The sequence below is a fragment of the Mameliella sp. AT18 genome (assembly GCF_028807275.1).
Lineage (GTDB): Bacteria > Pseudomonadota > Alphaproteobacteria > Rhodobacterales > Rhodobacteraceae > Antarctobacter > Antarctobacter albus.
The window spans coordinates 1-25,701 of the sequence record NZ_JARAMO010000044.1 but is presented as its reverse complement, the minus strand read 5'-3'; the positions used below and the strand labels follow the sequence as shown (position 1 = coordinate 25,701).

Genomic DNA, 25,701 nt, shown 5'->3' with positions numbered 1-25,701 from the left:
TTTGTACAAAACGTACGTTTTGTACGTCGTTTCCGGCATTTCGTACAAAGCGGCAAGACATCGTTAACCCGGCATCCACGCAGGGCCCGGAACAAGCTCAGCGGCGGCGCTTGAGATAGACGTAATAGGCGCCCTCGCCGCCGTGTTTGCGGTGCGATTGCGAGACCTGTAGGACAGCCCCCGCCAAGGGCGGCATCTGCAACCACATCGGCACCTGCGTCTTCAGGACACCGCGGCGGCGGGGCATGGGGTCATAGGGGTCTTCACGCTGGCCCTTGCCCGTGATGACCAGCACCAGCCGAAATCCCCGGGCATGGGCATTCAGGATGAACTGCGCCAGGGCGCCATGCGCGCGGTCCACGGTCATCCCGTGCAGGTCGATGCGGGCCTCGGGCACCAGCTTGCCGCGCTTGAGCCGGGTAAAGGCCTTGGCGTCCATGCGCACGGGCGCCTCGTGCAAATGGTCGGCGGTGGTTTTCGGAAAGATATGGGTCTGGGTCCGCGGCGCGGATTTGTCCCCCATCGTAAAGGGCGACAGCGGATCGCGCGGCGTCTCCTTTCCGGAGGTCAGCGGTTTTGGCGCGGGTTTGGCCTCTTCCGACTTGCGGGCGGGCCGCTTGTGCAGCGGATCTGCGGTTCGGGCGACCTGTTGCCAGAGCTCCTGCTCTTCGGGCCGTAGCTTGCGCCGCCGGGTCATTGCACCGGTTCGGGCAAGAGCGCATAGGCACGCTGGATCGGCATGAGAACGATCATGCGCCCGCCGTCCTTGGTGCGCCCGGCGATGCGGCCGGCCTCGTCACCCGTTCCATAGAAAATATCGGCCCGCTGCGCCCCCTTGATGGCAGAGCCGGTGTCCTGTGCGATCATCAGCCGGTTCATCGGGTCGGCGCCCGCCTTTTCGATCCAGACCGGCGCACCCAGCGGCGTATAGCGGGGATCGACGGCGACCGAGCGCAGCGGCGTGATCGAGCGGTTCATCGCGCCCAGCGGTCCTTTTTCCGGCGGCACCTCGCTGACCTCTCGGAAAAAGACATAAGCCGCGTTGTGATAGAGCAGTTCACGCCCCGCGACCGGGTTGCGCCGCACCCAGTTGGCGATGACCTGCATCGAGACCTGGTGCGCGGTATAGACACCGCGCCGCACCAGTTCCCGGCCGACGGACCGATAAGGGTGGCCATTGGCGCCGCCGTAGCCCACGCGGATCATCCGCCCGTCCGGAAAGCGGATACGGCCAGACCCCTGGATTTGCAGGAAAAACAGCTCGACCGGATCATCGACCCAGGCGATTTCAAGGCCCCTGCCCTCCATCACGCCGGAGGTGAGCAACTGGCGCCGGGTGAGCCAGGGACGGCTGGCGCGCGCCTCAGGCGGCATCTTGTAGACCGGGTATCGGTAGGTGCTGCTGCGGTAGGGCGCGCCATTCAGTTCCGGTTCGAAATAGCCGGTGAACAGCATTTCCGCCTCATCCCGGATCAGGACCGGGCGGAACAGCAGTTCGAAGAATCCGCGCGCATCGTCGGTTTCGCGGGCCAGGCCGCACAGCGCGGACCAGTCCGGATCGTCGAGATCGCCACAGGTTTCCAGAAAGGCGGCAAGGGCCGCAGCATGGTCATCCTCGGCCCATCCCTGCAGATCGGCAAAATCCAGGATGTCATAACGCGGCCCCGTCTCTGCGGAGGCGGGGCCGGTCATGAGGGATATCGCAAATGTGATCGCAAGGAGAAGGCGCGTCATTCGTCCGTGGCGACAAGCTGCCAGTTGGGGTCATCGCTGCCCATGTTGCGGGCATAGGTCCAGACGTCTTTCTGACGCTTGACCGCGGTGGGCGATCCTTCGATCACCTCGCCCGTCGCATCTTTGACGACCGAGGTCAGCTCGCCGACATAGCGCACGGAAATCTCTGCCAGTCGCGAACCTTCGTCAAAGGTGGCATCGGCGAGCGTCAGTTCACGGACACCGATGAATTCGGCCTCGATGGTCAGGCCCTGCTGTTCGCGCTGTTCCACGACCTCGGCAAAGGTCTGATAGACGTCATCCGCGAGAAATGGCCGCAGGTCTTCGATATTGCCGCGTTCAAAACCCATGAGGATCATTTCATAGGCCCCGCGGGCCCCCGAGAGGAACTCGGACACCGAGAAATGCGGTTCGATCCGTTTCATCGCGGCGAGGGCCTTGGCGGCATCGCTGTCCTCGGCGACGTGGTCGATGATGTCATGGTCTGGGCCGCCTTCGATCACCTCGAAGTCGCGTGCGGAACGGCGGCGATCGTCGTTTGGCGCCGGTGCTGGCGGCTTTTCGAACCCCTCCCGGGTGCCCAGCACGCTCCGCAGGCGCAGAACGAGAAAAATGGCGATTCCGGCCAGGACCAGAAGCTGGAGGATGGGAGAGTTCATCGGCACCTCTTTGCAGGCAGCGTTTAAAGATCTTGCTTGCATCCTTATGTAGGTGAGGCGTTGGGGTGAGTCTACCTGCCCCGCCCTGATATGGAGGATCTTCCCATGTGGCTGTTCCTGGCCTTTCTCATGGTCCCGCTGATCGAAATCGCCCTGTTCATCCAGGTGGGCGGGTTGATCGGCCTGTGGCCGACGCTGGCGGTGGTCGTCCTGACGGCAGTGATCGGGACCTGGCTGGTCAAGGCACAGGGGCGGCTTGCGATGGACAACCTGCGCCGCAGCTTTTCCGACCTGGACGATCCCAGCGAGCCGCTGGCGCATGGGGCGATGATCCTTGTATCGGGCGCGCTGCTGCTGACGCCGGGGTTCTTTACCGATGCGGTAGGCTTTGCCCTGCTGGCGCCGCCGGTGCGTACGGCGGTCTTTGCCTGGCTGCGTCGGCGGGTGCATGTGACCCGGTTCCAGATGGGACCGGACCCGCGCGGCCCGGTTTATCCCGATCCCCGTGCCGGATCCGGCCAGGGCGACGTGATCGACGGCGAGTTCTCCGAGGTTCCAAAGGAGAAGGCCCCCAATCACCCCGGTTCGGGCTGGACGAGGCATTGAGGCTTTGCGCGGGCGCTGCTATGCCTCGCGCTGAGATTTTCACGGGAGACCCGACATGGCAGATACCAACGGCAACGGGCAGGCGCCTCAGCCGCCCAAGATGAGCATTCTGGCCCAATTCATTCGCGACCTGTCCTTTGAGAACATCCTTTCCCAGAAAGGTGTCAGCGGCGAGGTTCAGCCCGATGTGCAGGTGCAGGTCAACCTGGACGCCAAGAAGCGCACGGCCGACAACCAGTACGAAGTGGTGATGAAGCTGAAGATCGAGTCGAAGGCCAAATCGACCGGTGACATGCTGTTCCTGCTGGAACTGGACTATGCCGGTGTCTTCTCGATCGAGAACGTTCCCGAGGACCAGCTGCATCCCTTCCTGCTGATCGAATGCCCGCGGATGCTGTTCCCCTTCGTACGCCGGATCGTTTCGGACGTGTCGCGCGACGGTGGTTTCCCGCCGCTGAACCTGGAAACGATCGACTTCCTGGCACTGTACCGCAACGAGATCGCGCGTCGCCAGGCGGCACAGGGCGACCAGGCCCCGGCCTGAGGAGTTCCGGCGCTCAGCTTTTCAGCCAGAGCGCCTCTTCCCCGAGTGTTTCGACAAAGGCGGCGTGAGCCGCCTTTTCCTTTTCCGTCAGTCGGCTGGGCAACGGATTGCTGCGCGGACGCGGGCGCCAGAGCGGTTCGGCCCCGGCTCCGCCACCGCCGGATCCTTGGGACGACAAGCCGAAGTCCGGCTGCTTTCCCCCGATCAGTTCAAGGTAGACCTCGGCCAGGATTTCGGAGTCGAGAAGCGCGCCGTGCAGTGTCCGCGAGGAGTTGTCGATGCTGAAACGGCGGCAAAGCGCGTCGAGCGAGGCAGGTGAGCCGGGAAAGCGGCGCCGTGCCATGTCCAGCGTGTCGATGGCGCAATCCTTGGCCAGGGGCGGGCGGTTGGCCCAGCGCAGTTCGGCATTCAGGAATTTCACGTCGAACGAGGCGTTGTGGATGACCAGCTTGGCATCCTCACCGATGAAGGCGCGGAATTCGTCCACGATCTTGGCGAAGACCGGCTTGTCACGCAGGGTAATCTCACCGGGTTTGGCCGGGCGCGGCGGTTCCAGCAGGTCGGGCCCGATGCCATGGACGCCAAAGGCCTCGTCCGGCATCCCGCGTTCGGGGTTGATGTACTGGTGATAAGTGCGCCCGGTGGGAACGTGGTTGTACAGTTCCAGCGCCCCGATTTCGACGATGCGGTCGCCCTGTTCCGGCTCGAACCCGGTGGTTTCCGTATCGAGAACAATCTCACGCATGTTGCAACCTTTGTTCGATGTCCTTCAGCACATCCTGGACCTGCGCGCGGGCATGCTCAAGCGTGTCGGTTTCGATGACATAGGTGGCGCGAGCGCATTTTTCGGCGTTGGGCATCTGGCGCGCGAGGATGCGGGCCAGGTCATCGGCGCTCATGGTGCCCCGGGCAAGCACGCGCGCCTCTTGCGTTTCACGGGAAACATTCACGCAGGCGGTGGCGTCCATTTGTGCATCGCCGCCGGTTTCGAACAACAAGGGGATGTCGAAAACGCCGATGGCCTGCGGATGGGCGGCGATGAATGCCTCCCGGTCTTCTTGCACAAGCGGATGCACGATCTCTTCGATCCGTTTCAGCGCAGTGGCATCATCAGCGATGATCCTGCGCAGCGCGTCGCGGGAAACCTGATCGTTTTCAATGGCTTGGGGAAAGATTTCCCCGATGGGTGCAACTGCGGCACCCTCTGGTCCGTAAAGCCGGTGCACGGCCGCATCCGCGTCCCAGACGGCGCAGCCCGCATCCGCGAACATCTGTGCGGTGGTCGATTTGCCCATGCCGATGGAGCCGGTCAGGCCAAGCTTGAACCTCATGCCAGGACGATCTGGCGCGTCGCCTCGTCAACCTCGGGGCGGGCGCCGAACCAGCGTTCGAAACCGGGCACCGCCTGGTGCAGGAGCATCCCCAGCCCATCGACGACAGTACAGCCCTGTGCGCGCGCTTCTGCCAGCAGCCGGGTTTCCAGAGGCGCATAGACGAGGTCCGTCACCAACATATCGGGCGTCAGCGCGTCCAGCGGCACGCGGAACCGGGGTTTTCCGGTCATGCCCAGCGAGGTGGTGTTCACAACGGTGGCACAGTCCTCGACGATGTTCCCAGCCTGCACCCAGTCAAAGACCTGCACCTTGTCGCCGAAATCCTCGCGCAGCGTTTCGGCCCGAAGGCGGGTGCGGTTGGTCAGCCGGATCTCCGGCACACCCACATCAAGCAGGGAGGCGATCACGGCGCGGGCCGCGCCCCCTGCCCCGAAGACCGTGGCCGGCCCCGAGGCCGGATCCCAGTCCGGCGCATTCTGCTGCAGGTTCTGCATGAAGCCGTAGCCATCGGTGTTGTCGGCGTGGATGCGCCCGCCTTCGCGGAAGATCAGCGTGTTCGCGGCCCCGATCAGCCGGGCGCGGTCCGAGACGCTGTCGGCGATCTGCATCACCTTTTCCTTGTAGGGCACGGTGACATTGAGGCCGACAAAGCCAAGCTGCGGCAGGAGTCGCAGGGTGTCCGCCAGCTTGTCCTCGGGCACGTCGATGGGCACGTAATGCCCGGGCAGACCATGCGTCTGCAGCCAATGTGAGAACAGGCGCGGAGAGCGGGAATGGGCCACGGGGGACCCGATGACGGCGGCAAGCGGAATGCGTGCGAGGCTCATGCGGCGATGGTTCCTCTGTTCGTCAGGTAGGCCAGCAGTTCCAGCAACGGCAGACCCAGAATGGTGAAATGGTTGCCCTCGACGCGGGCAAAGAGGCGGACACCTTCGGATTCGAGCTTGTAGCCCCCAACCGAAGTACCGACATCCGGCCAGTTCCGGTCGAGGTAGTCATCGAGGTAGCTGTCCGAGAAAGGCCGCATGGTCAACCGGGCAGTGCCGACGTGGCGCCAGACAGGCTGGGCCTCGTGATAGAGGACAGCGGCGGAGAGAAGACGGTGGGTTTCCCCGCGCAACCGACAGAGCTGGTCCCGCGCCTCCTCGCGGCTTTGCGGCTTGGACAGGGTGGTGCCCTTGGCGTCGAGCACCTGATCACAGCCAAGCACCAGTTTTTCCGGGTAGCGCTGCCCCAGCTTGCGCGCCTTGGCCTCTGCCAGGGTGTCGGCAATGTCGCGCGGGCTGGCCTCTTCGAGGGTGAGGGCAGCTTTGAGGCTGTCCTCATCCACGCGCGGCGATTCGGTTTCGATCACGAGTCCGGCGGCGCGGAGCATGTCGGCCCGGATCGCGGAGCTGGAGGCGAGAAGAAGATCGGCAGGCATGGGGATGAAACCGGGGAAAATTCGGTGTGCAGGCTTGTCGATGTTTCTGAGGAAAAAGCGCGGCACATGCAAGGCTGGGGGCGAACCAGGCGGTCTTCCCCCGCAGTGCAGCACTCATCAGGCTGTGAGAAAGAACAAGATGTGCCTGGTGCGAAGATGGCCAGAGAATGGTTTGTCAGAAGAGTTATCCCGAATGGAGAACCTTCGGGAATTTTGGGCTAACCATTTGAAAACAAGTTCTCTATCGAAAGATGTTCGAAACCGTCACGGTGCTATCCCGCGAGTTTTCCCGAGGTCTTTCCCTGTTTGGAAGGCTGGGGACAAACCGATAATCCACAGATCGGGGAGCCCCTAACACTTCATAAACCTTTTCTTTTATCTATTTATTAAAGAAAGGGTGTTCCGCGATCTTCATTGACGGGAAGCCCTGCAATGCGATACGCACCGTCAGCCTTCGTCCGAAGGCGATCTTTCCCGTTAGACAAAGGATGTGTGGGCCTCCGGGCACCACGTTATGTGCCATGAGCGAAGAAAAGCTTAACCTGTCCGACCTGAAGGCCAAAAGCCCCAAGGATCTTCTGGCGATGGCCGAGGAACTGGAAATCGAAAACGCCTCGACCATGCGGAAGGGCGAGATGATGTTCCAGATCCTGTGCGAGCGCGCGGACGAGGGATGGGTCATCTACGGGGACGGGGTCCTGGAAGTGCTGCAGGATGGGTTCGGCTTTCTGCGCTCGCCCGAGGCGAACTACCTGCCCGGTCCGGACGACATCTATGTCTCGCCGGACATGATCCGCAAATACTCTCTGCGGACCGGGGATTCGATCCAGGGCGAGATGAAGGCACCGGACGGGGAAGAGCGGTACTTTGCGCTGGTGACGGTGTCGGAGATCAACTTTGAAGAGCCGGAACGCGCGCGGCACAAGATCGCCTTTGACAACCTGACGCCGCTGTACCCCGACGAGCGCCTGAAGATGGAGATCGAGGATCCGACCATCAAGGATCGTTCGGCGCGGATCATCGACCTGGTGGCCCCGATCGGCAAGGGCCAGCGGAGCCTGATCGTGGCGCCGCCGCGGACGGGTAAGACTGTTCTGCTGCAGAACATCGCGACGAGCATCGAGCGGAACCACCCGGAGTGTTACTTGATCGTCCTGCTGATCGACGAACGTCCCGAAGAGGTGACGGACATGCAGCGGTCGGTGAAGGGTGAGGTGATTTCCTCGACCTTCGACGAACCGGCAACGCGGCACGTCGCCGTGTCTGAGATGGTCATCGAAAAGGCCAAGCGCCTGGTGGAACACAAACGAGATGTTGTGATCCTTCTGGACTCAATCACCAGACTTGGTAGGGCCTTCAACACTGTTGTGCCGTCGTCGGGCAAGGTCCTGACCGGGGGTGTGGATGCGAATGCGCTGCAGCGGCCCAAGCGGTTCTTTGGTGCGGCGCGGAACATCGAGGAAGGTGGATCGCTGACGATCATCGCGACGGCCCTGGTGGATACCGGCAGCCGGATGGACGAGGTGATCTTCGAGGAATTCAAGGGCACCGGCAACAGCGAGATCGTTCTGGACCGCAAGGTGGCGGACAAGCGGGTCTTCCCGGCGTTGGATATTCTCAAGTCCGGTACGCGGAAAGAGGACCTGTTGGTGGACAAGATCGACCTGCAGAAGACCTTTGTCCTGCGGCGCATCCTGAACCCGATGGGCACGACCGATGCCATCGAGTTCCTGATTTCCAAGCTGAAACAGACCAAGACCAACACTGAGTTCTTCGATTCGATGAACAGCTGATCCTGTCATGGACACGATCTTTGCCCTGGCGAGCGCGGTCGGGAAAGCGGGCGTTTCGGTTGTGCGCGTGTCCGGGCCGCTTGCCTGGGCGGCAGTGGAACGGCTGGGTGGACCCCTGCCCCGCCCGCGCATGGCCTCTGTCCGGCGGTTGATTTCGGCGGGCGGGGATTTCCTGGATGAGGCTCTGATCCTGATCTTCGAGGACGGGGCGAGCTTTACCGGGGAACGCGTGGCCGAGTTCCAAGTGCATGGCAGTGTGGCCGTGGTTCAGGCGCTGTTGCGGGAGCTAGGCGAAATGCCGGGTCTGCGCGGGGCGGAACCCGGGGAATTCACCCGGCGAGCCTTGGAAAACGAGAGTCTGGACCTGAGTCAGGTCGAGGCCTTGGCGGACCTGATCGACTCGGAGACCGAGCAGCAGAGGCGGCAGGCCTTGAGGATGCTGACCGGGGCGCTGGGGACCCGCGTGGGAGAATGGCGCGAGAAGATCCTGCGCGCCGTGTCCTTGTTGGAAGTGACGATCGACTTTGTCGATGAAGAGGTGCCGGTGGATGTCTCGGACGAAGTTCGCGATCTCCTGCAATCTGTCAGCGAAGATATCCGGCGTGAGCTGCGCGGATTGGAATCGGCAGAGCGGGTGCGGCTGGGGTTCGAGGTGGCGATTGTTGGTCCGCCGAATGCGGGCAAGTCGACGCTGTTGAATTACCTCGCCGGTCGTGATGCGGCGATCACCTCTGACGTCGCGGGCACCACCCGGGACGTGATCGAGGTGCGTATGGATATTGGAGGCCTGGCCGTGACCCTGCTGGACACGGCCGGTCTGCGCGACTCGGATGACAGTGTCGAACAGATTGGCGTGGCGCGGGCCCGGGAACGGGCCGGTGCGGCCGACCTGAGGGTTCACCTTGTGCCCGAGGGGGACACCCCCATGCTGGCGGTTGCCGAGGGCGACATCGTAATCACCGCAAAGGGGGACAAGGCTGGCCAGGGTGTGTCCGGACTGACGGGTCTTGGCGTACCCGAGCTTTTGTCGCGGATCGAAGCGCGACTGGTCGAAGAGGTGCAAGGCGCCGGGCTGGCCTCGCGCGAACGGCACAGGGTTGCGCTGGCCGAGGGTCTGACCCATCTGGAACAGGCGCAGGTGCTTTTGAATGATGGTCTCGACGTGTACGATGTGACCAGCGAGGAAGTCCGTATCGCCTTGCGGGCTTTGGAACAGCTGGTGGGTCACGTGGATGTCGAACAGGTTCTTGACCAGATCTTTTCCAGCTTCTGCATTGGCAAGTGAGGAGTGTTTCACGTGAAACATGAGGCCTTTGATGTTGTCGTCGTGGGCGGCGGCCATGCTGGAACCGAGGCTGCCGCGGCCTCGGCCCGGATGGGTGCACGCACGGCGCTTGTGACCCTGCGCCTCCAAGATCTTGGGGTCATGTCCTGCAACCCCGCGATTGGTGGTTTGGGCAAGGGACATCTTGTCCGTGAAATCGACGCGATGGACGGGATCATGGGGCGGATTGCCGATGCAGCGGGAATCCAGTTTCGCCTGTTGAACCGACGCAAGGGGCCGGCGGTGCAAGGCCCCCGTGCCCAGGCGGATCGCCGGTTATATGCCGAGGCGATGCAGGCCGAGATCGCGGGTACGGAAAACCTGCAGGTCATCGAGGGTGAAGTCGTAGACTTCCTGATGTCCGGTGGCCGCGTCGAGGGCGTAGCGCTGGCGGATGGCTCCGAGATCCGGGCGGTGTCGACGGTGCTGACAAGTGGCACCTTCCTGCGCGGAATCATTCATATCGGCGATGTTCAGAAGCCGGGTGGCCGGATGGGTGATCGCCCGTCGGTCCGTCTTGCCGATCGTATCAAAGAGATGGACCTGCCGATTGGCCGGTTGAAGACGGGGACGCCCCCGCGTCTCGACGGGCGCACCATTGACTGGAGCGGCCTCGACATGCAGCCGGGCGACGATGACCCGGTGATGTTCTCCTTCCTCTCCCCTGCCCCGCAGGCGCGGCAGATTTCCTGTGGCATCACGCATACCACGGAACGCACTCATGAAATCATCCGGGACAACCTGTCCCACTCTGCAATGTACGGCGGGCATATCGAAGGGGTTGGCCCGCGCTATTGCCCCTCGATCGAGGACAAGGTGGTGCGGTTCGCGGACAAGACCTCTCACCAGGTTTTCCTGGAGCCGGAAGGTCTGGATGTTCCGACGATCTATCCGAACGGGATTTCGACCTCCCTGCCCCAGGATATCCAAGAGGCCTATGTCCGGAGCATTCCCGGCCTTGAACGGGTCGAGATCATGCAGCCCGGCTATGCCATCGAATATGACTATGTCGATCCCCGGGCCCTGGCGGCGACATTGCGCTTGCGTGACGTCGAGGGGCTGTACCTGGCCGGGCAGATCAACGGAACAACGGGTTATGAGGAAGCAGCCGCCCAGGGTCTTGTCGCCGGTCTGAACGCGGCGGCTCAAGCGCAAGGCCGAGAGGCGATCAAGTTCTCGCGGACGGAAAGCTATATCGGGGTGATGCTGGATGACCTGACCACGCGGGGCGTCAGCGAACCCTACCGGATGTTCACCAGCCGGGCGGAATTCCGTCTGTCCTTGCGTGCGGATAACGCGGATCAGCGCCTGACGCCCAAGGCAATTGCACTCGGCACCGTTTCCGCCGGGCGGCGCGGCGCTTATGAAAACAAGATGGAGCGTCTTGCGGCTGGGCGGGAGAAACTGGATGCGGTGTCTTTCAGTCCCAACCAGTTGAGAACCATCGGGATCAACGTCAACCAGGATGGCGCTCGCCGAAGCGGGTTCCAGATGCTGTCGTTCAAGGATGTTTCCCTGCAAACCCTCGTGCAGCTGGACGAGGGTCTGGGGGATCTGGATTCGGAAACAGCCGCGCAGCTGGAGCGGGAGGCGTTGTACGCGAATTACCTGGAACGCCAGGCGCGGGACGTGGAAGTTCTCAAAAAGGATGAAGCTGTTGAAATCCCGGTGGGATTTGACTTCGATTCTCTGCAGGGTCTGTCCAACGAGTTGAAGATGAAGCTGTCGCGGACACGGCCTGAAACGATAGCTCAGGCGGGTCGAATCGACGGGATGACACCGGCGGCCTTGACCTTGATTCTCGCCAAGTTGCGTCAGCATTTGCGTAAAGACGCGGTATGATCACGTCTGAAACTCTTGGTCTCGATGTTTCACGTGAAACACTGGAGCGCCTGAATCACTACTTGGCACTACTGAACAAGTGGAATCCGCGCATCAACCTGGTCGCGCGGGCCACGCTGGCAGAGGCCGTCGACCGGCATTTCGCGGATTCCGCCCAATTGGTGACAGTCCTCCCCCGGCCTTTGGGCCATTGGGTCGATATCGGCAGCGGCGGTGGTTTTCCCGGGCTTGTTGTTGCGATCCTCCTGGCCGAACACGCGCCGGATGTGCCCGTCAGCCTGATCGAATCGGACACCCGCAAGGCGACCTTCCTGCGCAGTGTCATCCGTGAAACCGGCCTTTCGGCCAAGGTCCACGCGCAGAGGATAGAGGCCTGTGCACCCCAAGAGGCGACAGTCCTTTCGGCACGTGCCCTCGCCCCCTTGCCGAAGCTGATGGAATTTGCGGCACGCCACCTTGTCCCCGGTGGGACTGCATTGTTCATGAAGGGCGAAAGCTGGGGAAAAGAGCTCGAAGACGCACGCAGCCAATGGCAATTCTCCTGCACCCCGCATACAAGTAGAACCAACCCCAACGCAGTTGTCCTGGAAATCGGAGACCTCGTCCATGTCTGATCCGACTCGCCCCCCGGGTCCGAAAATCATCGCCATCGCCAACCAGAAAGGCGGCGTGGGCAAGACCACGACGACGATCAACCTCGGGGCCGCGCTGTGCGAACAAGGGCACAAGGTTCTCGTGGTGGATCTCGATCCGCAGGGGAACGCCTCGACCGGACTGGGGATCGAGCCCGAAGACCGAGAGTTGACGACCTACGATCTGCTTCTGGGCGATGTTTCCCCGGCCGACGTGATCCTCAAGACCTCGACCGATAACCTTTCCCTCATCCCCGCCACGGTGGACCTCAGCTCGGCAGATATCGAGCTGTATTCCAACGAAAAACGCAGCTTTCTGCTGCATGATGCGCTGCGTCAACCCGCACTGGATGACTTTGGATTCGACGTGATCCTGGTGGATTGTCCGCCCTCGCTGAACCTGCTGACGGTCAATGCGATGGTCGCCGCGCATTCCGTCCTGGTCCCCCTGCAAAGCGAGTTCTTTGCGCTCGAAGGCCTGTCGCAACTCATGCTGACGATCCGCGAAGTCCGCCAAAGCGCCAATCCATCGCTGCGGATCGAGGGCATCGTCCTGACGATGTACGACGCCCGCAACAACCTCTCCCAACATGTCGAGGCGGATGCCCGGGCCAACCTCGGGGACCTCGTGTTCTCGACAGTGATCCCCCGCAACGTTCGTGTGTCCGAAGCGCCCTCCTACGCGCTGCCGGTGCTGGCCTACGACACATCCTCGAAAGGGGCGCAGGCCTATCGCGCCCTGGCCGAGGAACTGCTGAAGAAAAACGACAAACGGGCGGCCTGAACGGCGGTCAAAGAGGACGGGCATGGCAGAGAAACCCAAGAAAGATACGCGCCGCGGCCTGGGTCGCGGCCTTTCGGCACTCATGGCAGACGTGGGTCCGGCGCAGGAAACCACCCAGGCGGAAAGCCCTCGCCGGGCAGACCGCATGGTGCCCATCGAATCGCTGATCCCCAACCCGGACCAGCCCCGGCGCAGCTTTACCCAGGCCCAACTGGACGAACTCGCCGCCTCGATCCGGACCAAGGGCGTGTTGCAACCGCTGATCGTGCGTCCCTCTCCGCATGAAGACGGCAAGTTCGAAATCGTCGCGGGTGAACGTCGCTGGCGCGCTTCGCAAATGGCGCAGCGGCATGAAATCCCGGTTCTCGTGCGGGATTTCGACGATACCGAAGTGCTCGAAGTTGCCATCATCGAGAACATCCAGCGGGCAGACCTGAACGCCATCGAAGAGGCGGCGGGCTATCGTCAGCTGATGTTCAAGTTCGGTCACACTCAGGAAAAACTGGCCGAGGCCCTGGGCAAGAGCCGCAGCCACATCGCCAACCTGATGCGCCTTTTGAACCTGCCCGAAGGCGTGCAGGAGATGGTCTCCGAGGGCCAGCTGAGCGCAGGTCACGCCCGGGCGCTGATCACGGCGACCGATCCGGACGCATTGGCAAAGACGGTCTTGGCCAAGGGCCTGTCGGTGCGCGAGACCGAGAAGCTGGCCAAGCAGATGAACCCGGAGGCCAAGCCGCGCAAGAAGGCGCCCGAGGGGGCGTTCCAGGTGGACAAGGATGCCGACACGCGCGCCCTCGAGGGGGATCTCAGCGCCGCGCTTGGCATGAAAGTGCGGATCGACCACAAGCCCGGCGATGACGCGGGGCGCCTGACGATCTCCTACGATACGCTGGAACAGCTGGACGCGCTCTGCGGCTTGCTCAGCACCTCGCGTTAGGCGTCAGGGCAGGAGGGCGGCAATCACCGAGTTGAGCACAAGCCGCCCCTGCCCCGTTGCCCGCAGCATCGGGCCGTTCTGCTCGACAAGACCCAGTCCCTGCAGGTCTCGGATCGCGGCATCAGGCGCGATCCCATAGTCCAGGGCCCGCAATCTCTCAACATCTAGTCCTTCAGTCAGGCGCAACCCCATCATGAGGTATTCTCCAGCCTGATCTTCCAGGGACAGGAGATCCCGGCTTTCCAGCCCGCTCCCGGCTTCGGTCCGCTCCAACCATTTGCCCGGCGCGGACCAGGCGACGGTTGCCCGCCGCGTGGCACCGCTGCCGATCCGCCCGTGTGCGCCGGGCCCGACACCCACCCAGTCGCCGTAATGCCAATACACCAGGTTGTGCCGCGACTGCGCCCCGGGGCGGGCATGGTTGGACACCTCGTAGGCCTCGTATCCGGCGGCCTGGCAAAGCTCCTGGGTCAGTTCGAACATGTCGGCGGCCAAGTCCTCTTCCGGCAGTCCACGCAGGCCCCCGGCCCGCGCCCGGTCCCAGAAGGCGGTGCCTTCCTCGACCGTCAACTGGTACAGCGACATATGATCGACGGCCATTTCCAGCGCCTCTGACAGTTCCGCGCGCCAGTCCTCAAGCGTCTGGTTCTGGCGGGCATAGATCAGGTCGAAACTGACCCGGTCAAAGACCGACCGCGCGACGCCAAAGGCCGCGCGCGCTTCGTCGACGTCGTGCAAGCGTCCCAACCGCTTCAAATCCTCGGCCCGCAGGGACTGCACGCCCAGCGACACGCGGTTCACCCCGGCGCGTGCGTAGCCTTCAAAGCGCCCCGCCTCGACGGAACGCGGATTGGCCTCCAGCGTGATCTCGACGTCATTGGCAAAGGTCCAGCAGTCGCGCGCGGCCTCGATCACGGCGGCCACCGTTTCCGGCGCCATCAGGGAAGGCGTCCCGCCGCCGAAAAAGATCGAACTGAGCACCCGACCCTGGCTCTCGGCCCCCGCCCGGCGGATCTCCTCCGCCAATGCCCGGGCCCAACGGGCCTGGTCGATGCGCTTCACGACATGGCTGTTGAAGTCGCAATAGGGGCATTTGGCCTCGCAGAACGGCCAGTGGACATAAAGCCCGAACCCGCCGATCTGCCAGTTTTCCGGAGCGTTACGCGTCAAAACATCCCGCCACGAATTTGCGGAAAGCATCCGCCCGGTGGGAAATCTTGTTCTTTTCCCAGCGGTCCATCTCGCCAAAGGTCACGTCATAGCCTTGCGGCTGAAAGATCGGGTCATAGCCATGCCCCTGCGATCCGCGCATGGGCCAGACCACCCTGCCCTCCATCACGCCGGGAAAAACCAGGTCGTCGCCATCCGGCCAGGCCAGCACCAGCGTACAGCAGAACCGCGCGGTCCAGGGTTGCGGTATACCGCTCTCCTGCAGCCGGTCATGGGTTTTTCCCATCGCCATGATGAAATCGCGGCCGCCATGCGGGGTTTCGGCCCAATCGGCGGTATAGACCCCGGGGGCCTTGTCCAGGGCGTCGATCTCGATACCGCTGTCATCGGCCAGCGCCGGCAGGCCGGTGGCCTTTGCTGCGGCATGGGCCTTGATCCGTGCGTTCTCGACAAATGTCGTCCCGGTCTCTTCCGGCTCCGGCAGGCCCATCTCGGCGGCCCCCACGCAGGTCACGCCATAGGGGTCCAGCAGATGCGCGATCTCGTCCAGCTTGCCCTGGTTGTGCGTGGCCACCAGCAGCTTGTCGCCCTCGAACCGTCGGGTCATGCCACGGCGGCCCGCTGGGCTGCCACCAGTTCCGAGACGCCCTTTTCCGCCAGGTCCATCAGGCGGCCCATCTCGTCGCGGGAAAAGGTCGATCCCTCGGCGCTCATCTGCACCTCGATCAGGCGCCCGTCACCGCGCAGGATGAAATTGCCGTCGGTGCCGGCCTCGCTGTCCTCGGGGTAATCCAGGTCCAGTACCGGCTGCCCGGCGTAGATCCCGCAGCTGATGGCGGCCACTTCGGACACCAGCGGATCGGTGATCACGTCCCCGGCCTTCATCAGCTTGTTGACTGCCAGCCGCAGGGCCACCCAACCGCCGGTGATCGAGGCACAACGCGTACCGCCATCCGCCTGGATCACGTCGCAGTCCACGGTGATCTGGCGTTCGCCCAGCGCGTTGCGGTCAACACCCGCACGCAGCGCGCGTCCGATCAGCCGCTGGATTTCCACCGTGCGGCCGCCCTGTTTGCCCGCCTGTGCCTCGCGCCGCATCCGGCTGGAGGTCGAGCGCGGCAGCATGCCGTATTCCGCTGTCACCCAGCCCTGCCCCGAGCCCTTGATAAAGGGCGGCACACGTTCTTCCAGCGAGGCAGTGCAGAGCACATGGGTGTCGCCCATGCGGATCAGGCACGATCCTTCGGCATGTTTGGTCACACCCGTTTCGATTGAAACGGCGCGCATTTCGCTTAAATCTCGTCCCGACGGTCGCATTGTCATCCCTTCCTGATGGTCACGCAGGGGATAGACAGCGGCAGCCCACGGATGCAACCCCGATTGACGTTCCGGCCAGAGGCTCTTTAATGGCGCCGCAGAGGGCAAGAAGATGAATGAGGCACGCGAACTCCTGTCCCAGATGAACGACCGCTCGCGCGAGGTATTCCGGCGCGTGGTCGAGGGATACCTGGCCAGCGGCGAACCCGTCGGGTCCCGCACGTTGACCCGTACCCTGTCGGAAAAGGTCTCGGCGGCGACGATCCGCAACGTGATGCAGGACCTGGAATACCTGGGCCTGCTGGACAGCCCGCATGTGTCCGCCGGACGAATCCCGACGCAGCAGGGATTGCGGATGTTCGTCGACGGCTTGCTGGAGGTGCGCGACCTCGACGATCAGGACCGCGAAAAGCTGGATGCGACTCTGGGGCGCAACGCTGGCGATGTCTCGGGGTTGCTGGATGCGGTGGGATCGGCCCTGTCGGGGGTGACGCATGGGGCCTCGCTGGTACTGACACCCAAACACGAGGCGCCGCTGAAACATATCGAGTTCGTCAGCCTGGCGCAGGACCGTGCGCTGGTGGTGATCGTCTTTGCCGATGGTCACGTCGAGAACCGGGTTTTCACCCCGCCGCCGGGTCTGACCCCCAGCGCGATGCGCGAGGCGGCGAATTTCACCAATGCCCTGGCCGAGGGCCGCACCCTGACCGAGTTGCGCAAGGCGATGCAGGCCGAGATTTCCAAGCGCCGTCAGGAGATCGACGGCCTGGCCGCCGCGCTGATCGATGCGGGCATCGCCGTCTGGGATGGCAGCGGCGACAGCAGCGAACGGCTGATCGTGCGCGGACGCGCGAATCTGCTCGAAGAGGATTCGGCCCAGGAGGAACTGGAACGCATCCGAAGCCTGTTCGACGACCTCGAACGCAAGCGCGACATCGCCGAGTTCCTCGAACTGACCGACGAAGGCGAAGGGGTGCGCATTTTTATCGGCTCCGAGAACAAACTTTTCTCACTTTCGGGTTCCTCTCTGGTGGTCTCTCCATATATGAACGCGGACCGAAAGATCATTGGCGCGGTGGGCGTGATCGGCCCGACCCGGCTGAACTATGGCCGGATCGTTCCGATCGTGGATTACACGGCGCAGCTGGTCGGGCGGATGATCGCCGACCGGAGTTAGAGGTGGAAGGCATGGCAGACCCGAAAAAGGATGATTTTCTCGACGATATCGACGCGGCCGAAGCCGAGGAGCAGGCCGGGTTGAACGAGGAAATCGACGATATCGCGATGGAAATTGACGCACTGCGCGCCGAGCGGGACGACTACAAGGACAAGTTCATGCGGGCGCTGGCGGATGCCGAAAACGCCCGCAAGCGCGCCGACAAGGACCGTCGCGAGGCGCAGGCCTATGGCGGCACCCGCATCGCGCGCGACCTGCTGCCGGTCTATGACAACCTCAACCGGGCGCTGACCGCGGCGCAGGAATCCGAAGGCGCCTCGACCGCGCTGGTCGAAGGCGTGGAACTGACGCTGAAAGAGCTGCTGAAGGTGTTCGAGCGTCATGGCGTGACCCGGATCACCCCCGAGGTCGGCGAGCGCTTCGACCCGCAACAGCACGAGGCCATGTTCGAGGCCCCGGTGCCGGGCACCAAGGCGGGCGAGATCATCCAGGTCTCGGCTGAGGGGTTCATGTTGTACGACCGGCTGTTGCGGCCCGCGCAGGTTGGCGTCAGCTCGATGCCCGCGTCCTGAACCGGTGAATGGCGGGTTTTCCCGCCCTGCGCATCAAGACCGCGTGGCGCGGGTGGCACGCGCTGGGGGGCTAGACCCCCAGACCCCCCGGGGCTATTTCGACCAAAAAGAAGCACAGCCGCCGGACAGGGTGTCAGCCTTTGTCCAGCAGTGCCTTGAGATCATAAAGCGCATCCAGGGCCTGGCGTGGGCTCAGGTCGTCGAGCGTCATGTCGCGCAGCTGTTCCTCGATCTTTGATGTTTGCCGTGACACCGGCGGTTCCGATGCGCGGGCGGCAGCTGAGAAGAGCGGCAGGTCGTCGATCAGCGCCTTGGGCGAGGCGCGTTCCCGTTCGCCCTTTTCCAGCGCCTCGAGAACGTCGCGGGCGCGGGTGATGACCGCGGCAGGCAGGCCGGCCAGTTGGGCGACCTGCACGCCGTAAGAGCGGTCGGCGGCGCCTTCATGGACCTCGTGCAGGAAGATCACCTCGCCATCCCATTCCTTGACCGCCACGGTGGCGTTTCGGACCCCGTCCAGCTTGCCCGCCAGGGCGGTAAGTTCATGATAATGCGTGGCAAAGAGGCCGCGAACCCGGTTGACCGCCTGCAGGTGTTCCAGCGTCGCCCAGGCGATCGACAAGCCGTCGTAGGTGGCGGTGCCGCGGCCGATCTCGTCGAGGATCACCAGCGCGCACTCGTCGGCCTGGTTCAGGATGGTGGCGGTTTCGACCATTTCGACCATGAAGGTTGATCGTCCGCGCGCCAGGTCGTCGCTGGCGCCAACGCGGCTGAAGATCTGGCTGACCAGCCCGACGTGCGCCGATTGCGCCGGGACGTAAGAGCCGATCTGGGCCAGGAGCGCGATCAGCGCGTTCTGCCGCAGGTAGGTCGATTTACCGGCCATGTTCGGGCCGGTCAGCAGGGTGACGGCAGCCCCCTGCCCGTCCGCGCTGAGATTGCAGTCATTGGCGATGAAGGGTTCGCCGGCCACGGCCAGCGCCGCCTCGACCACCGGGTGCCGTCCGCCTTCGACGGCAAAGGCGCGGCTGTCATCGACCCTTGGCAGGCACCAGTCCCGCTGCCGGGCCAGCTCCGCCAGGGCCAGCGCCAGGTCGATCTCGGCCAGGCCCAGCGCCAGGTCGGACAGCGCGGGCGCCTGGTCCATGATCTCGGCCCGCAGATCCTCGTAGATGCGGCGCTCGATCTCCAGCGCCTCGTTGCCGGCGTTCAGGATGCGGCGTTCGAGTTCCGACAGTTCGACGGTGGTGAACCGGACCTGGTTCGCCGTGGTCTGGCGGTGGATGAAACGCTCTGACAGGGCGAACATCTTGTCCGCATGTACCGCCGTCGTCTCGATGAAATACCCCAGCACGTTGTTGTGCTTGATCTTGAGCGAGGTGACGCCGGTTTCCTGCGCGTATTCCCCCTGCATCCGGGCAATGACGCCCCTGCCCTCGTCGCGCAGCGTGCGCGCCTCGTCCAGCGCGGCGTCGAACCCCGGCGCGACAAAGCCGCCGTCGCTGACGCGCAGGCCCGGTTCCGCCACCAGCGCCTCGTCCAGCCTGTCCAGAAGCGCCTCCTGCCCGGTCAGCGCCGCGCAGGACCGGGCCACCAGGTCCGGCAGGTCGACACCCGACAGCCGGTCCGCGATCTGCCCGGCCTGCGCCAGCGCGGTGCGCACCGCTGCCAGGTCACGCGGACCGCCCCGGTCCAGCCCCAGCCGCGACAGCGCCCGGTCGACGTCAGGCACCTCTTTCAAGGCGCCGCGCAGCATGTCGGCCATCGGTCCCTCGACGCCCCAGCGCACCGCCTCCAGCCGCTCGTGGATGACTGCCAGATCGCGCGAGGGCGAGGCGACGCGCCGTTCCAGAAGGCGCGCACCGGCGGAGGTCACGGTCATGTCGATCACCGACAGGAGAGAGCCCTTGCGCCCGCCCTGCAGGCTTTCGGTCAGTTCCAGGTTGCGCCTCGTGGCCGCGTCGATCTGCAGGATGCGGCTGACCTGTTCCTGCCGAGGCGGTCGCAGCAGCGGCAGGCGGCCTTTCTGGGTGATGTCCAGGTAATCGACCAGTGCGCCCATCGCGGACAGTTCGGCCCGGTCGAAACTGCCGAAACCGGTCAGCGTCTGCACCTTGAACAGCTTGCACAGCCGCCCCTCGGCGGCGCCGGATTCGAAGCTTGCGGCGCCCAGCACCGTGGGGTCGATCCCGAGGTCGCCCAGCACCTCGCGCAGGGTGTCCTCTGTCGCGTCGGAGCACAGCAGTTCCGAGGGGGCCAGCCGGGCCAGTTCGGCGCCGATCCGCGCCCGGCCCAGGGGCATCACGTGAAACGCGCCGGTCGAGATATCCGCCCAGGCCAGCGCCCATTCCCCGCGCACGTGGCCAAGAGCGGCCAGGAAATTGTGCCGCCGTGCCTCCAGCAGCGAATCTTCGATCAGGGTGCCCGGCGTGACCAGCCGCACCACGTCGCGTTTGACCACGGATTTCGAGCCGCGTTTCTTGGCCTCTTCGGGGGTTTCCATCTGTTCGCCCACGGCGACGCGGAATCCCTTGCGGATCAGGGTCAGCAGATAGCCTTCGGCGGCATGCACCGGAACGCCGCACATCGGGATGTCGTCCCCGGCGTGTTTGCCGCGTTTGGTCAGCGCGATGTCCAGCGCCGCGCTGGCCGCCACCGCGTCGTCGAAGAACAGTTCGTAGAAATCCCCCATGCGGTAGAACAGCAGCGCATCGGGATGGTTTGCCTTGATCTCGAGGTACTGCGCCATCATCGGCGTGACAGCGGTATCCCGTGGTGTACTCTTTCCCGCGTTGTTAGCGCTCACGTAGCTTCCCCCCGGCGATTTCGCGTGACATTAAGACGGGTAAAGAGCGGGGAAAACCGCAAATTCTGCCGGATGGAGGGGACATGTCCAAAGCCAGATTCACCCGCGAAGAGGCCCTTGCCTTTCACCTCGAACCGACGCCCGGCAAATGGGAGGTGCAGGCCACCGTCCCGATGACCACACAGCGTGATCTCAGCCTGGCCTATTCGCCCGGTGTGGCCGTGCCTTGCGAGGATATCGCCGCGAACCCGGAACTGGCCTACGACTATACCAACAAGGGCAACCTCGTCGCCGTGATCTCGAACGGGACGGCGGTCCTGGGTCTGGGAAACCTTGGCGCCCTGGGGTCGAAGCCGGTGATGGAAGGCAAATCGGTGCTGTTCAAGCGCTTTGCCGACGTGAACAGCATCGACATCGAGCTGGACACCGAGGACCCGGACGAATTCTGCAAGGCGGTCAAGCTGATGGGGCCGACGTTCGGCGGCATCAACCTTGAGGACATCAAGGCGCCGGAATGTTTCATCATCGAGCAGCGGCTCAAGGAAGAGATGGACATTCCCGTCTTTCACGACGACCAGCATGGCACGGCGGTGATCTGCGCGGCGGGTCTGATCAATGCTCTGCACCTGTCGGGGAAAAAGATCGAGGATTGCCGAATTGTCCTGAACGGTGCCGGGGCGGCCGGAATTGCCTGCCTCGAGTTGATCAAGTCGATGGGCGCGCGGCACGAAAACTGCATCATGTGCGACACCAAGGGCGTGATCTACCAGGGCCGCACCGAGGGCATGAACCAGTGGAAATCGGCCCATGCGGTCGTGACCGAGGCGCGTTCGCTGGAGGATGCCATGAAAGGCGCGGACGTCTTCCTGGGCGTGTCGGCCAAGGGGGCGGTCACTCAGGACATGGTCGCCAGCATGGCCGACAACCCGGTGATCTTTGCCATGGCCAACCCCGATCCGGAAATCACGCCGGAGGACGCGCATGAGGTGCGGGTGGATGCCATCGTTGCCACCGGGCGCAGCGACTATCCCAACCAGGTCAACAACGTGCTGGGCTTTCCCTATCTCTTCCGGGGCGCGCTGGACATCCACGCCCGCGCCATCAACGACGAGATGAAGATCGCCTGCGCGCAGGCCCTGGCCGAACTGGCGCGCGAGGACGTGCCCGACGAGGTGGCGCTGGCCTATGGCAAGACGCTGACCTTTGGCCGCGACTACATCATTCCCACGCCCTTCGACCCCCGCCTGATCCACCGGATTCCGCCTGCCGTGGCCAAGGCGGGCATGGACACGGGCGCGGCGCGGCGGCCCATCGTCGACATGGAAGCCTATGAGCACATGTTGCAGACGCGCATGGACCCGACCGCCTCGATCCTGCGGTCGATCAACGCGCGGGCGCGGTCGGCGCAGGCGCGGATGATCTTTGCCGAGGGCGACGATCCGCGCGTGCTGCGCGCGGCGGTGATGTACCAGCGGTCCGGCCTGGGCAAGGCGCTGGTTGTCGGGCGCGACGCGGACGTGAAACAGAAACTCGAAGAGGCGGGCCTGCACGACGCGGTGCGCGAGCTGGAGGTGGTGAACGCCGCCAACACGCGCCACCTGGAGACCTACAAGACCTTTCTTTACGAGCGCCTGCAGCGGCGCGGCATGGACCGACAGGACATCCACCGGCTTGCGGCGCGCGACCGGCATGTCTTTGCCTCGTTGATGCTGGCGCACGGGCACGGCGATGGGCTGGTCACCGGGGCAACGCGGAAATCGGCGCATGTGATGCAGCTGATCAACCATGTGTTCGATGCCGATGCGGCGCATGGGGCCGCGGGTGTCACCGCTCTCTTGCACAAGGGGCGGATCGTGATGATTGCCGATACCCTGGTGCATGAATGGCCCAACGAGGAAGACCTGGCCACCATCGCCGAACGCGCGGCGGGCGTGGCGCGGCACCTGGGGCTGGAACCGCGTGTGGCCTTTGTCAGCTTTTCGACCTTCGGTTACCCGGTGTCGGAACGGGCCGAAAAGATGCACCTGGCGCCGCGCGTGCTGGACCGGCGCGGGGTCAGTTTCGAATACGAAGGCGAGATGACCGTGGACGTGGCGCTGAACGTCAAGGCGCAGGAGCATTACCCGTTCCAGCGCCTGACCGGCCCGGCCAACATCCTGGTGGTGCCGGCGCGGCACTCGGCCTCGATCTCGGTCAAGCTGATGCAGGAGATGGCGGGGGCGACGGTGATCGGGCCGATCCTGGCCGGTGTCGACAAGTCGATCCAGATCTGTTCGACCTCGATGACCGCGAATGACATCCTGAACATGGCGGTGCTCGCCGCCGCCAAGATCAGCTAGACAGGGCAGGGGGCGGTCGCCCGGCAAGAGACCGGCATGGGAGGTGCCTGATGACGATCTTCAATCTCGGCTCTATCAACGCGGATTTGTTCTATCATGTCCCGCACCTGCCCGCTCCGGGCGAAACCCTGGCCGCGCGGTCCTTTACCCGGGGGCTGGGCGGCAAGGGGGCCAACATGTCGGTGGCCGCCGCCCGCGCGGCGGCGCGCTGCGTACACATCGGCGCGGTGGGGGCGGATGGCGCCTGGGCAGTTGACCGGCTGATGGAATATGGGGTGTATACACAGTTTATTTCGACTGTATCCGAGGACACGGGAAACGCCCTGATCGCCGTCGATGACGCCGGAGAGAACACGATCATCCTGTATCCCGGCGCCAACCATGCCATTTCCACCGATCACCTGGCCGAGGCACTGGACGGGGCAGGGGCCTCTGACATCTTCCTGACCCAGAACGAGACCAACGCTCAGCGCGCGGCGGCGGAGCTGGCCTCGGCCAAGGGGATGCGGGTGGCCTATGCGGCCGCGCCCTTTGACGCCAAGGCGGTGCAGGCGGTTCTGCCGCTTCTGGACCTGCTGTTCTTGAACGCGGTCGAGGCGCGGCAGTTGCAAGAGGCGACCGGCCTGGCGCCCGAGGCGTTGCCGGTGCGCGACGTCATCGTGACATTGGGCGGGGACGGCGCGTGCTGGCACAACACCGACACCGGAGAAACACGGGCCTTTCCGGCTGTGGCGGTCACGCCGGTCGACACGACCGGGGCAGGGGACACCTTTACCGGCTATGTCCTTGCCGGGCTGGACCGGGGTCTGCCGATGGAACAGGCCATCGGGCAGGCGATGATCGCCGGGGCGATCATGGTCACGCGCGAAGGCACGGCGGACGTGATCCCCGACCTCCGCGACGTTCAGGACTTCGGCGGTTAAAGCGCAAAGTCATCTTCTGTCAGCCCGGTCACACCGGCGACACGGATCTCGGCCTCGGCGGCCAGGTCGGCGTCGGTGTTGAACTGCACGATGCTGGATCCGGCGGCCGTCTCGATCACCCGGATCTGGTTGGCGCCGGTAAAGGGCGCGGTGCCGACAAAGGTGAAGACACCGGGGATCATCGAGACCACGTTGATGATGTCGATCCCCTGTTCGAAATCCAGGATCTGGTCACGCTGGGCACCCAGACCGGCCTGGGCGGTGGTGCGGAACAGGAAGACATCCGCATCCTGTCCCCCGGTCAGGAAGTCGAGGCCAAGCCCGCCGGCCAGCTCATCCTCGCCATCGCGGCCGCGCAGGACGTCGGTGCCATCGCCGCCTTCCAGCACATCGTTGCCCGACCCGCCGTCCAGCGTGTCGTTGCCCTCGCCGCCGTCCAGTTCGTCGGCACCATCGCGACCGTTCAGCAGGTCGTTGCCGTTCTGGCCCCGCAGGGTGTCATTGCCCGCCTGGCCGCGCAGGATGTCGTTGTCATCGCCGCCTTCCAGGACGTCGTCGTCGCTGCCCCCGTCCAGCGTGTCGTCCCCGATGCCGCCATACAGGCTGTCGCTGCCCGCCTGACCGACCAGAACGTCGTTGCCATCGTCCCCCGAGATCAGGTCGTCGCCCGCGTTGCCGTTGAGGGTGTCATTGTCGCTCTGTCCGCGCAGGTCGTCGTCTCCGTCGCCGCCAAAGGCGATGTCGTCGCCCGATCCCGCGCTCAACGTGTCGTTGCCGCCGCGCCCGATCAGCAGGTCGTCGTCGTTGCCGCCCGACAGGAAATCGGGAAAGTTGCCACCCTTGAGCGTGTCGTTCCCGTTGCCGCCGCTGACCGTTCCGGAAAAGTTCGCCTGGACAACCTGACCTGTGCCCATGCCGTCATAAAGATCGAAACCGTCGCCAAGGTTGACGGTGCCGGTGATCGTCCCGGTGTTGATCATGCGGTCGTTTTCATTGCTGAACTCGATCTGGGCCGACATGCCGTTCTTGCCGATGATCGTTCCGTGGTTGACGAAGACCCCCGGAAGGAAGGCGCTGCTGGTGGTGGCAAAGATGATGCGATCCACCGCGAGTGTGCCCAGGTTGGTCAGGCGACCGCCGGAATCGGACGACAGGTCCAGTATAGAACCGCGCATCTCTCCGTAGTTCACGATGATCGCGTTCGACAGGTCGCCGCCGCCGGGCAGCAGATCGCCCAGTCGCGTTGCGCTCATCAATCCGTGGTTCACCACCTGCAGGTCCACCGAGGATTGCGCGCCTGAGGGGTCGATCACGTCATCGGCGGCGATCACGTTGCCATAGTTGTAGATGTGCAGCCGCGCCCCCGGCTCTGACGAGGGCGTATCCAGGACAAAGGCGCTGTCGATACCGGCCTGGATGGTGCCGTTGTTGACGATCTCGGCGTAGGCTGTGTTGATCTGGACCGTCCCGAAAAGATCGCCGTTGTTGAAAAGCCGCGTCTGGGTCGACGAACCATCGGCCATCTGCACCGCGACGGCGCTGGGAGTGACCTGTATGCCTTCGAGAATTGTCAGCGTGTCGCCATTGGTGGCGGTCACGGTCGCGCTGGTATCGGTGGTCTGGAAAATCTGGGCCATGAAATCCTGTCCTGTCGCGTCAATGCTTGTGTCTACAACCAGACTGTCTAGCGCATGGCCCGAAATCTTCAATGATACCAAGGGGGCGTGCAGCGCCCCCTGGCTCGTGTGCCCAATGTCACAGCACGAAATCATCCGCCGTCAGCCCGGT

Annotated in this window: 24 protein-coding genes; 12 read left to right on the top strand and 12 right to left on the bottom strand. The window is 64.0% G+C overall.

Translation table 11 applies throughout. From position 1 onward, the window contains the following. Positions 1–97: 97 nt before the first annotated feature. The 3 genes from PVW46_RS06030 to PVW46_RS06020 are packed head-to-tail and all read right to left on the bottom strand — an operon-like array spanning position 98 to position 2,393. Positions 98–697: a Smr/MutS family protein gene (locus PVW46_RS06030; RefSeq protein ID WP_069211175.1), complete on the bottom strand. Its 600-nt coding sequence runs from the start codon at positions 695–697 to the stop codon at positions 98–100. Continuing rightward, on the bottom strand, positions 694–1,734 hold the full coding sequence (gene mltA / locus PVW46_RS06025) for an MltA domain-containing protein (RefSeq protein ID WP_083242472.1): 1,041 nt from the start codon (positions 1,732–1,734) through the stop codon (positions 694–696). The genes PVW46_RS06030 and mltA overlap by 4 nt, the downstream gene beginning before the upstream one ends. Next, on the bottom strand, positions 1,731–2,393 hold the full coding sequence (locus tag PVW46_RS06020; protein WP_069211174.1) for a Tim44/TimA family putative adaptor protein: 663 nt from the start codon (positions 2,391–2,393) through the stop codon (positions 1,731–1,733). The genes mltA and PVW46_RS06020 overlap by 4 nt, the downstream gene beginning before the upstream one ends. Before the next feature lie 105 nt (positions 2,394–2,498). Between PVW46_RS06020 and PVW46_RS06015 the strand changes: the two genes are divergently transcribed. Together PVW46_RS06015 and secB are read left to right on the top strand one after the other, a co-directional pair. Continuing rightward, positions 2,499–2,999, top strand: coding sequence for an FxsA family protein (locus PVW46_RS06015; RefSeq protein ID WP_069211173.1), 501 nt, complete (start codon positions 2,499–2,501; stop codon positions 2,997–2,999). A 55-nt stretch (positions 3,000–3,054) separates the two neighbouring features. Continuing rightward, the gene (gene secB / locus PVW46_RS06010; protein WP_043142856.1) at positions 3,055–3,543 is read left to right on the top strand and encodes a protein-export chaperone SecB; all 489 of its coding nucleotides are present in this window, start codon (positions 3,055–3,057) and stop codon (positions 3,541–3,543) included. A gap of 13 nt (positions 3,544–3,556) precedes the next feature. On the opposite strand, the gene dnaQ is transcribed toward secB, so the two are convergent. Genes dnaQ through PVW46_RS05990 form a run of 4 tightly spaced genes read right to left on the bottom strand, consistent with a single transcriptional unit; the run spans position 3,557 to position 6,300 of the window. Next, on the bottom strand, positions 3,557–4,288 hold the full coding sequence (dnaQ, locus tag PVW46_RS06005; RefSeq protein WP_043142853.1) for a DNA polymerase III subunit epsilon: 732 nt from the start codon (positions 4,286–4,288) through the stop codon (positions 3,557–3,559). Then, on the bottom strand, positions 4,281–4,874 hold the full coding sequence (coaE, locus tag PVW46_RS06000) for a dephospho-CoA kinase (protein ID WP_069211172.1): 594 nt from the start codon (positions 4,872–4,874) through the stop codon (positions 4,281–4,283). The genes dnaQ and coaE overlap by 8 nt, the downstream gene beginning before the upstream one ends. Then, complete coding sequence (locus PVW46_RS05995) at positions 4,871–5,704, bottom strand: shikimate dehydrogenase (protein WP_069211171.1); 834 nt, start codon at positions 5,702–5,704, stop codon at positions 4,871–4,873. Before PVW46_RS05995 ends, coaE begins: the two co-directional genes overlap by 4 nt. Continuing rightward, entirely contained in the window at positions 5,701–6,300 is a 600-nt protein-coding gene (locus PVW46_RS05990; protein ID WP_043143121.1) for a Maf family protein, read from the bottom strand. The genes PVW46_RS05995 and PVW46_RS05990 overlap by 4 nt, the downstream gene beginning before the upstream one ends. A 521-nt stretch (positions 6,301–6,821) precedes the next feature. On the opposite strand from PVW46_RS05990, the gene rho reads away from it, so the two are divergent. Genes rho through PVW46_RS05960 form a run of 6 tightly spaced genes read left to right on the top strand, consistent with a single transcriptional unit; the run spans position 6,822 to position 13,612 of the window. Then, entirely contained in the window at positions 6,822–8,093 is a 1,272-nt protein-coding gene (gene rho, locus PVW46_RS05985) for a transcription termination factor Rho (RefSeq protein ID WP_274575203.1), read from the top strand. Positions 8,094–8,100: 7 nt separating this feature from the next. Next, entirely contained in the window at positions 8,101–9,378 is a 1,278-nt protein-coding gene (gene mnmE / locus PVW46_RS05980; protein WP_069211170.1) for a tRNA uridine-5-carboxymethylaminomethyl(34) synthesis GTPase MnmE, read from the top strand. A 3-nt stretch (positions 9,379–9,381) separates the two neighbouring features. After that, on the top strand, positions 9,382–11,259 hold the full coding sequence (gene mnmG / locus PVW46_RS05975) for a tRNA uridine-5-carboxymethylaminomethyl(34) synthesis enzyme MnmG (protein WP_069211169.1): 1,878 nt from the start codon (positions 9,382–9,384) through the stop codon (positions 11,257–11,259). Continuing rightward, complete coding sequence (rsmG, locus tag PVW46_RS05970) at positions 11,256–11,873, top strand: 16S rRNA (guanine(527)-N(7))-methyltransferase RsmG (protein ID WP_139132414.1); 618 nt, start codon at positions 11,256–11,258, stop codon at positions 11,871–11,873. Before mnmG ends, rsmG begins: the two co-directional genes overlap by 4 nt. Then, on the top strand, positions 11,866–12,675 hold the full coding sequence (locus PVW46_RS05965) for a ParA family protein (RefSeq protein WP_069211168.1): 810 nt from the start codon (positions 11,866–11,868) through the stop codon (positions 12,673–12,675). The genes rsmG and PVW46_RS05965 overlap by 8 nt, the downstream gene beginning before the upstream one ends. A 22-nt stretch (positions 12,676–12,697) precedes the next feature. Then, positions 12,698–13,612 carry a ParB/RepB/Spo0J family partition protein gene (locus PVW46_RS05960; protein ID WP_069211167.1) on the top strand — a complete coding sequence of 305 codons (915 nt, stop codon included), beginning with the start codon at positions 12,698–12,700 and terminating at the stop codon, positions 13,610–13,612. Between the two features lie 3 nt (positions 13,613–13,615). Here the strand turns inward: PVW46_RS05960 and hemW are convergent, their stop codons facing one another. Genes hemW through rph form a run of 3 tightly spaced genes read right to left on the bottom strand, consistent with a single transcriptional unit; the run spans position 13,616 to position 16,099 of the window. Next, positions 13,616–14,782, bottom strand: coding sequence for a radical SAM family heme chaperone HemW (hemW, locus tag PVW46_RS05955; protein ID WP_274575197.1), 1,167 nt, complete (start codon positions 14,780–14,782; stop codon positions 13,616–13,618). Continuing rightward, entirely contained in the window at positions 14,772–15,389 is a 618-nt protein-coding gene (rdgB, locus tag PVW46_RS05950; protein ID WP_069211165.1) for an RdgB/HAM1 family non-canonical purine NTP pyrophosphatase, read from the bottom strand. The genes hemW and rdgB overlap by 11 nt, the downstream gene beginning before the upstream one ends. Then, positions 15,386–16,099 carry a ribonuclease PH gene (gene rph, locus PVW46_RS05945; protein WP_043143117.1) on the bottom strand — a complete coding sequence of 238 codons (714 nt, stop codon included), beginning with the start codon at positions 16,097–16,099 and terminating at the stop codon, positions 15,386–15,388. The genes rdgB and rph overlap by 4 nt, the downstream gene beginning before the upstream one ends. A 112-nt stretch (positions 16,100–16,211) precedes the next feature. Between rph and hrcA the strand changes: the two genes are divergently transcribed. Further along, a complete protein-coding gene (gene hrcA, locus PVW46_RS05940) occupies positions 16,212–17,276 on the top strand; it encodes a heat-inducible transcriptional repressor HrcA (RefSeq protein ID WP_043142824.1) in 1,065 nt (354 codons plus the stop codon). An 11-nt stretch (positions 17,277–17,287) separates the two neighbouring features. Then, positions 17,288–17,848: a nucleotide exchange factor GrpE gene (locus tag PVW46_RS05935; RefSeq protein WP_043143115.1), complete on the top strand. Its 561-nt coding sequence runs from the start codon at positions 17,288–17,290 to the stop codon at positions 17,846–17,848. Positions 17,849–17,981: 133 nt separating this feature from the next. Here PVW46_RS05935 and mutS read toward each other — a convergent pair whose 3' ends face one another. Further along, the gene (gene mutS / locus PVW46_RS05930) at positions 17,982–20,597 is read right to left on the bottom strand and encodes a DNA mismatch repair protein MutS (protein ID WP_274575209.1); all 2,616 of its coding nucleotides are present in this window, start codon (positions 20,595–20,597) and stop codon (positions 17,982–17,984) included. 137 nt (positions 20,598–20,734) lie between these two features. Here mutS and PVW46_RS05925 point away from each other — a divergent pair, with 137 nt between their 5' ends. Together PVW46_RS05925 and PVW46_RS05920 are read left to right on the top strand one after the other, a co-directional pair. Further along, positions 20,735–22,990 (top strand): NADP-dependent malic enzyme, encoded by a 2,256-nt coding sequence (locus PVW46_RS05925; protein WP_043142818.1) that lies wholly within the window; start codon positions 20,735–20,737, stop codon positions 22,988–22,990. Positions 22,991–23,040: 50 nt separating this feature from the next. Further along, a complete protein-coding gene (locus tag PVW46_RS05920; RefSeq protein WP_069211163.1) occupies positions 23,041–23,913 on the top strand; it encodes a ribokinase in 873 nt (290 codons plus the stop codon). Here the strand turns inward: PVW46_RS05920 and PVW46_RS05915 are convergent. Beyond that, a complete protein-coding gene (locus tag PVW46_RS05915; RefSeq protein ID WP_069211162.1) occupies positions 23,910–25,550 on the bottom strand; it encodes a calcium-binding protein in 1,641 nt (546 codons plus the stop codon). The genes PVW46_RS05920 and PVW46_RS05915 overlap by 4 nt on opposite strands. Between the last annotated feature and the right edge of the window lie 151 nt (positions 25,551–25,701).

Excerpts from the sequence above, each read along its gene's own strand:
- PVW46_RS05960 (WP_069211167.1), top strand. The coding sequence starts at position 12,698 with ATGGCAGAGAAACCCAAGAAAGATACGCGCCGCGGCCTGGGTCGCGGC.
- mnmE (WP_069211170.1), top strand. The coding sequence starts at position 8,101 with ATGGACACGATCTTTGCCCTGGCGAGCGCGGTCGGGAAAGCGGGCGTT.
- rsmG (WP_139132414.1), top strand. The coding sequence starts at position 11,256 with ATGATCACGTCTGAAACTCTTGGTCTCGATGTTTCACGTGAAACACTG.
- hrcA (WP_043142824.1), top strand. The coding sequence starts at position 16,212 with ATGAATGAGGCACGCGAACTCCTGTCCCAGATGAACGACCGCTCGCGC.
- PVW46_RS05920 (WP_069211163.1), top strand. The coding sequence starts at position 23,041 with ATGACGATCTTCAATCTCGGCTCTATCAACGCGGATTTGTTCTATCAT.
- dnaQ (WP_043142853.1), bottom strand. The coding sequence starts at position 4,288 with ATGCGTGAGATTGTTCTCGATACGGAAACCACCGGGTTCGAGCCGGAA.
- PVW46_RS05965 (WP_069211168.1), top strand. The coding sequence starts at position 11,866 with ATGTCTGATCCGACTCGCCCCCCGGGTCCGAAAATCATCGCCATCGCC.
- mutS (WP_274575209.1), bottom strand. The coding sequence starts at position 20,597 with ATGATGGCGCAGTACCTCGAGATCAAGGCAAACCATCCCGATGCGCTG.
- PVW46_RS06020 (WP_069211174.1), bottom strand. The coding sequence starts at position 2,393 with ATGAACTCTCCCATCCTCCAGCTTCTGGTCCTGGCCGGAATCGCCATT.
- PVW46_RS05990 (WP_043143121.1), bottom strand. The coding sequence starts at position 6,300 with ATGCCTGCCGATCTTCTTCTCGCCTCCAGCTCCGCGATCCGGGCCGAC.
- PVW46_RS06015 (WP_069211173.1), top strand. The coding sequence starts at position 2,499 with ATGTGGCTGTTCCTGGCCTTTCTCATGGTCCCGCTGATCGAAATCGCC.
- PVW46_RS05915 (WP_069211162.1), bottom strand. The coding sequence starts at position 25,550 with ATGGCCCAGATTTTCCAGACCACCGATACCAGCGCGACCGTGACCGCC.
- PVW46_RS05995 (WP_069211171.1), bottom strand. The coding sequence starts at position 5,704 with ATGAGCCTCGCACGCATTCCGCTTGCCGCCGTCATCGGGTCCCCCGTG.
- rho (WP_274575203.1), top strand. The coding sequence starts at position 6,822 with ATGAGCGAAGAAAAGCTTAACCTGTCCGACCTGAAGGCCAAAAGCCCC.
- PVW46_RS05925 (WP_043142818.1), top strand. The coding sequence starts at position 20,735 with ATGTCCAAAGCCAGATTCACCCGCGAAGAGGCCCTTGCCTTTCACCTC.
- PVW46_RS05935 (WP_043143115.1), top strand. The coding sequence starts at position 17,288 with ATGGCAGACCCGAAAAAGGATGATTTTCTCGACGATATCGACGCGGCC.
- secB (WP_043142856.1), top strand. The coding sequence starts at position 3,055 with ATGGCAGATACCAACGGCAACGGGCAGGCGCCTCAGCCGCCCAAGATG.
- rph (WP_043143117.1), bottom strand. The coding sequence starts at position 16,099 with ATGCGACCGTCGGGACGAGATTTAAGCGAAATGCGCGCCGTTTCAATC.
- PVW46_RS06030 (WP_069211175.1), bottom strand. The coding sequence starts at position 697 with ATGACCCGGCGGCGCAAGCTACGGCCCGAAGAGCAGGAGCTCTGGCAA.
- mltA (WP_083242472.1), bottom strand. The coding sequence starts at position 1,734 with ATGACGCGCCTTCTCCTTGCGATCACATTTGCGATATCCCTCATGACC.
- coaE (WP_069211172.1), bottom strand. The coding sequence starts at position 4,874 with ATGAGGTTCAAGCTTGGCCTGACCGGCTCCATCGGCATGGGCAAATCG.
- rdgB (WP_069211165.1), bottom strand. The coding sequence starts at position 15,389 with ATGACCCGACGGTTCGAGGGCGACAAGCTGCTGGTGGCCACGCACAAC.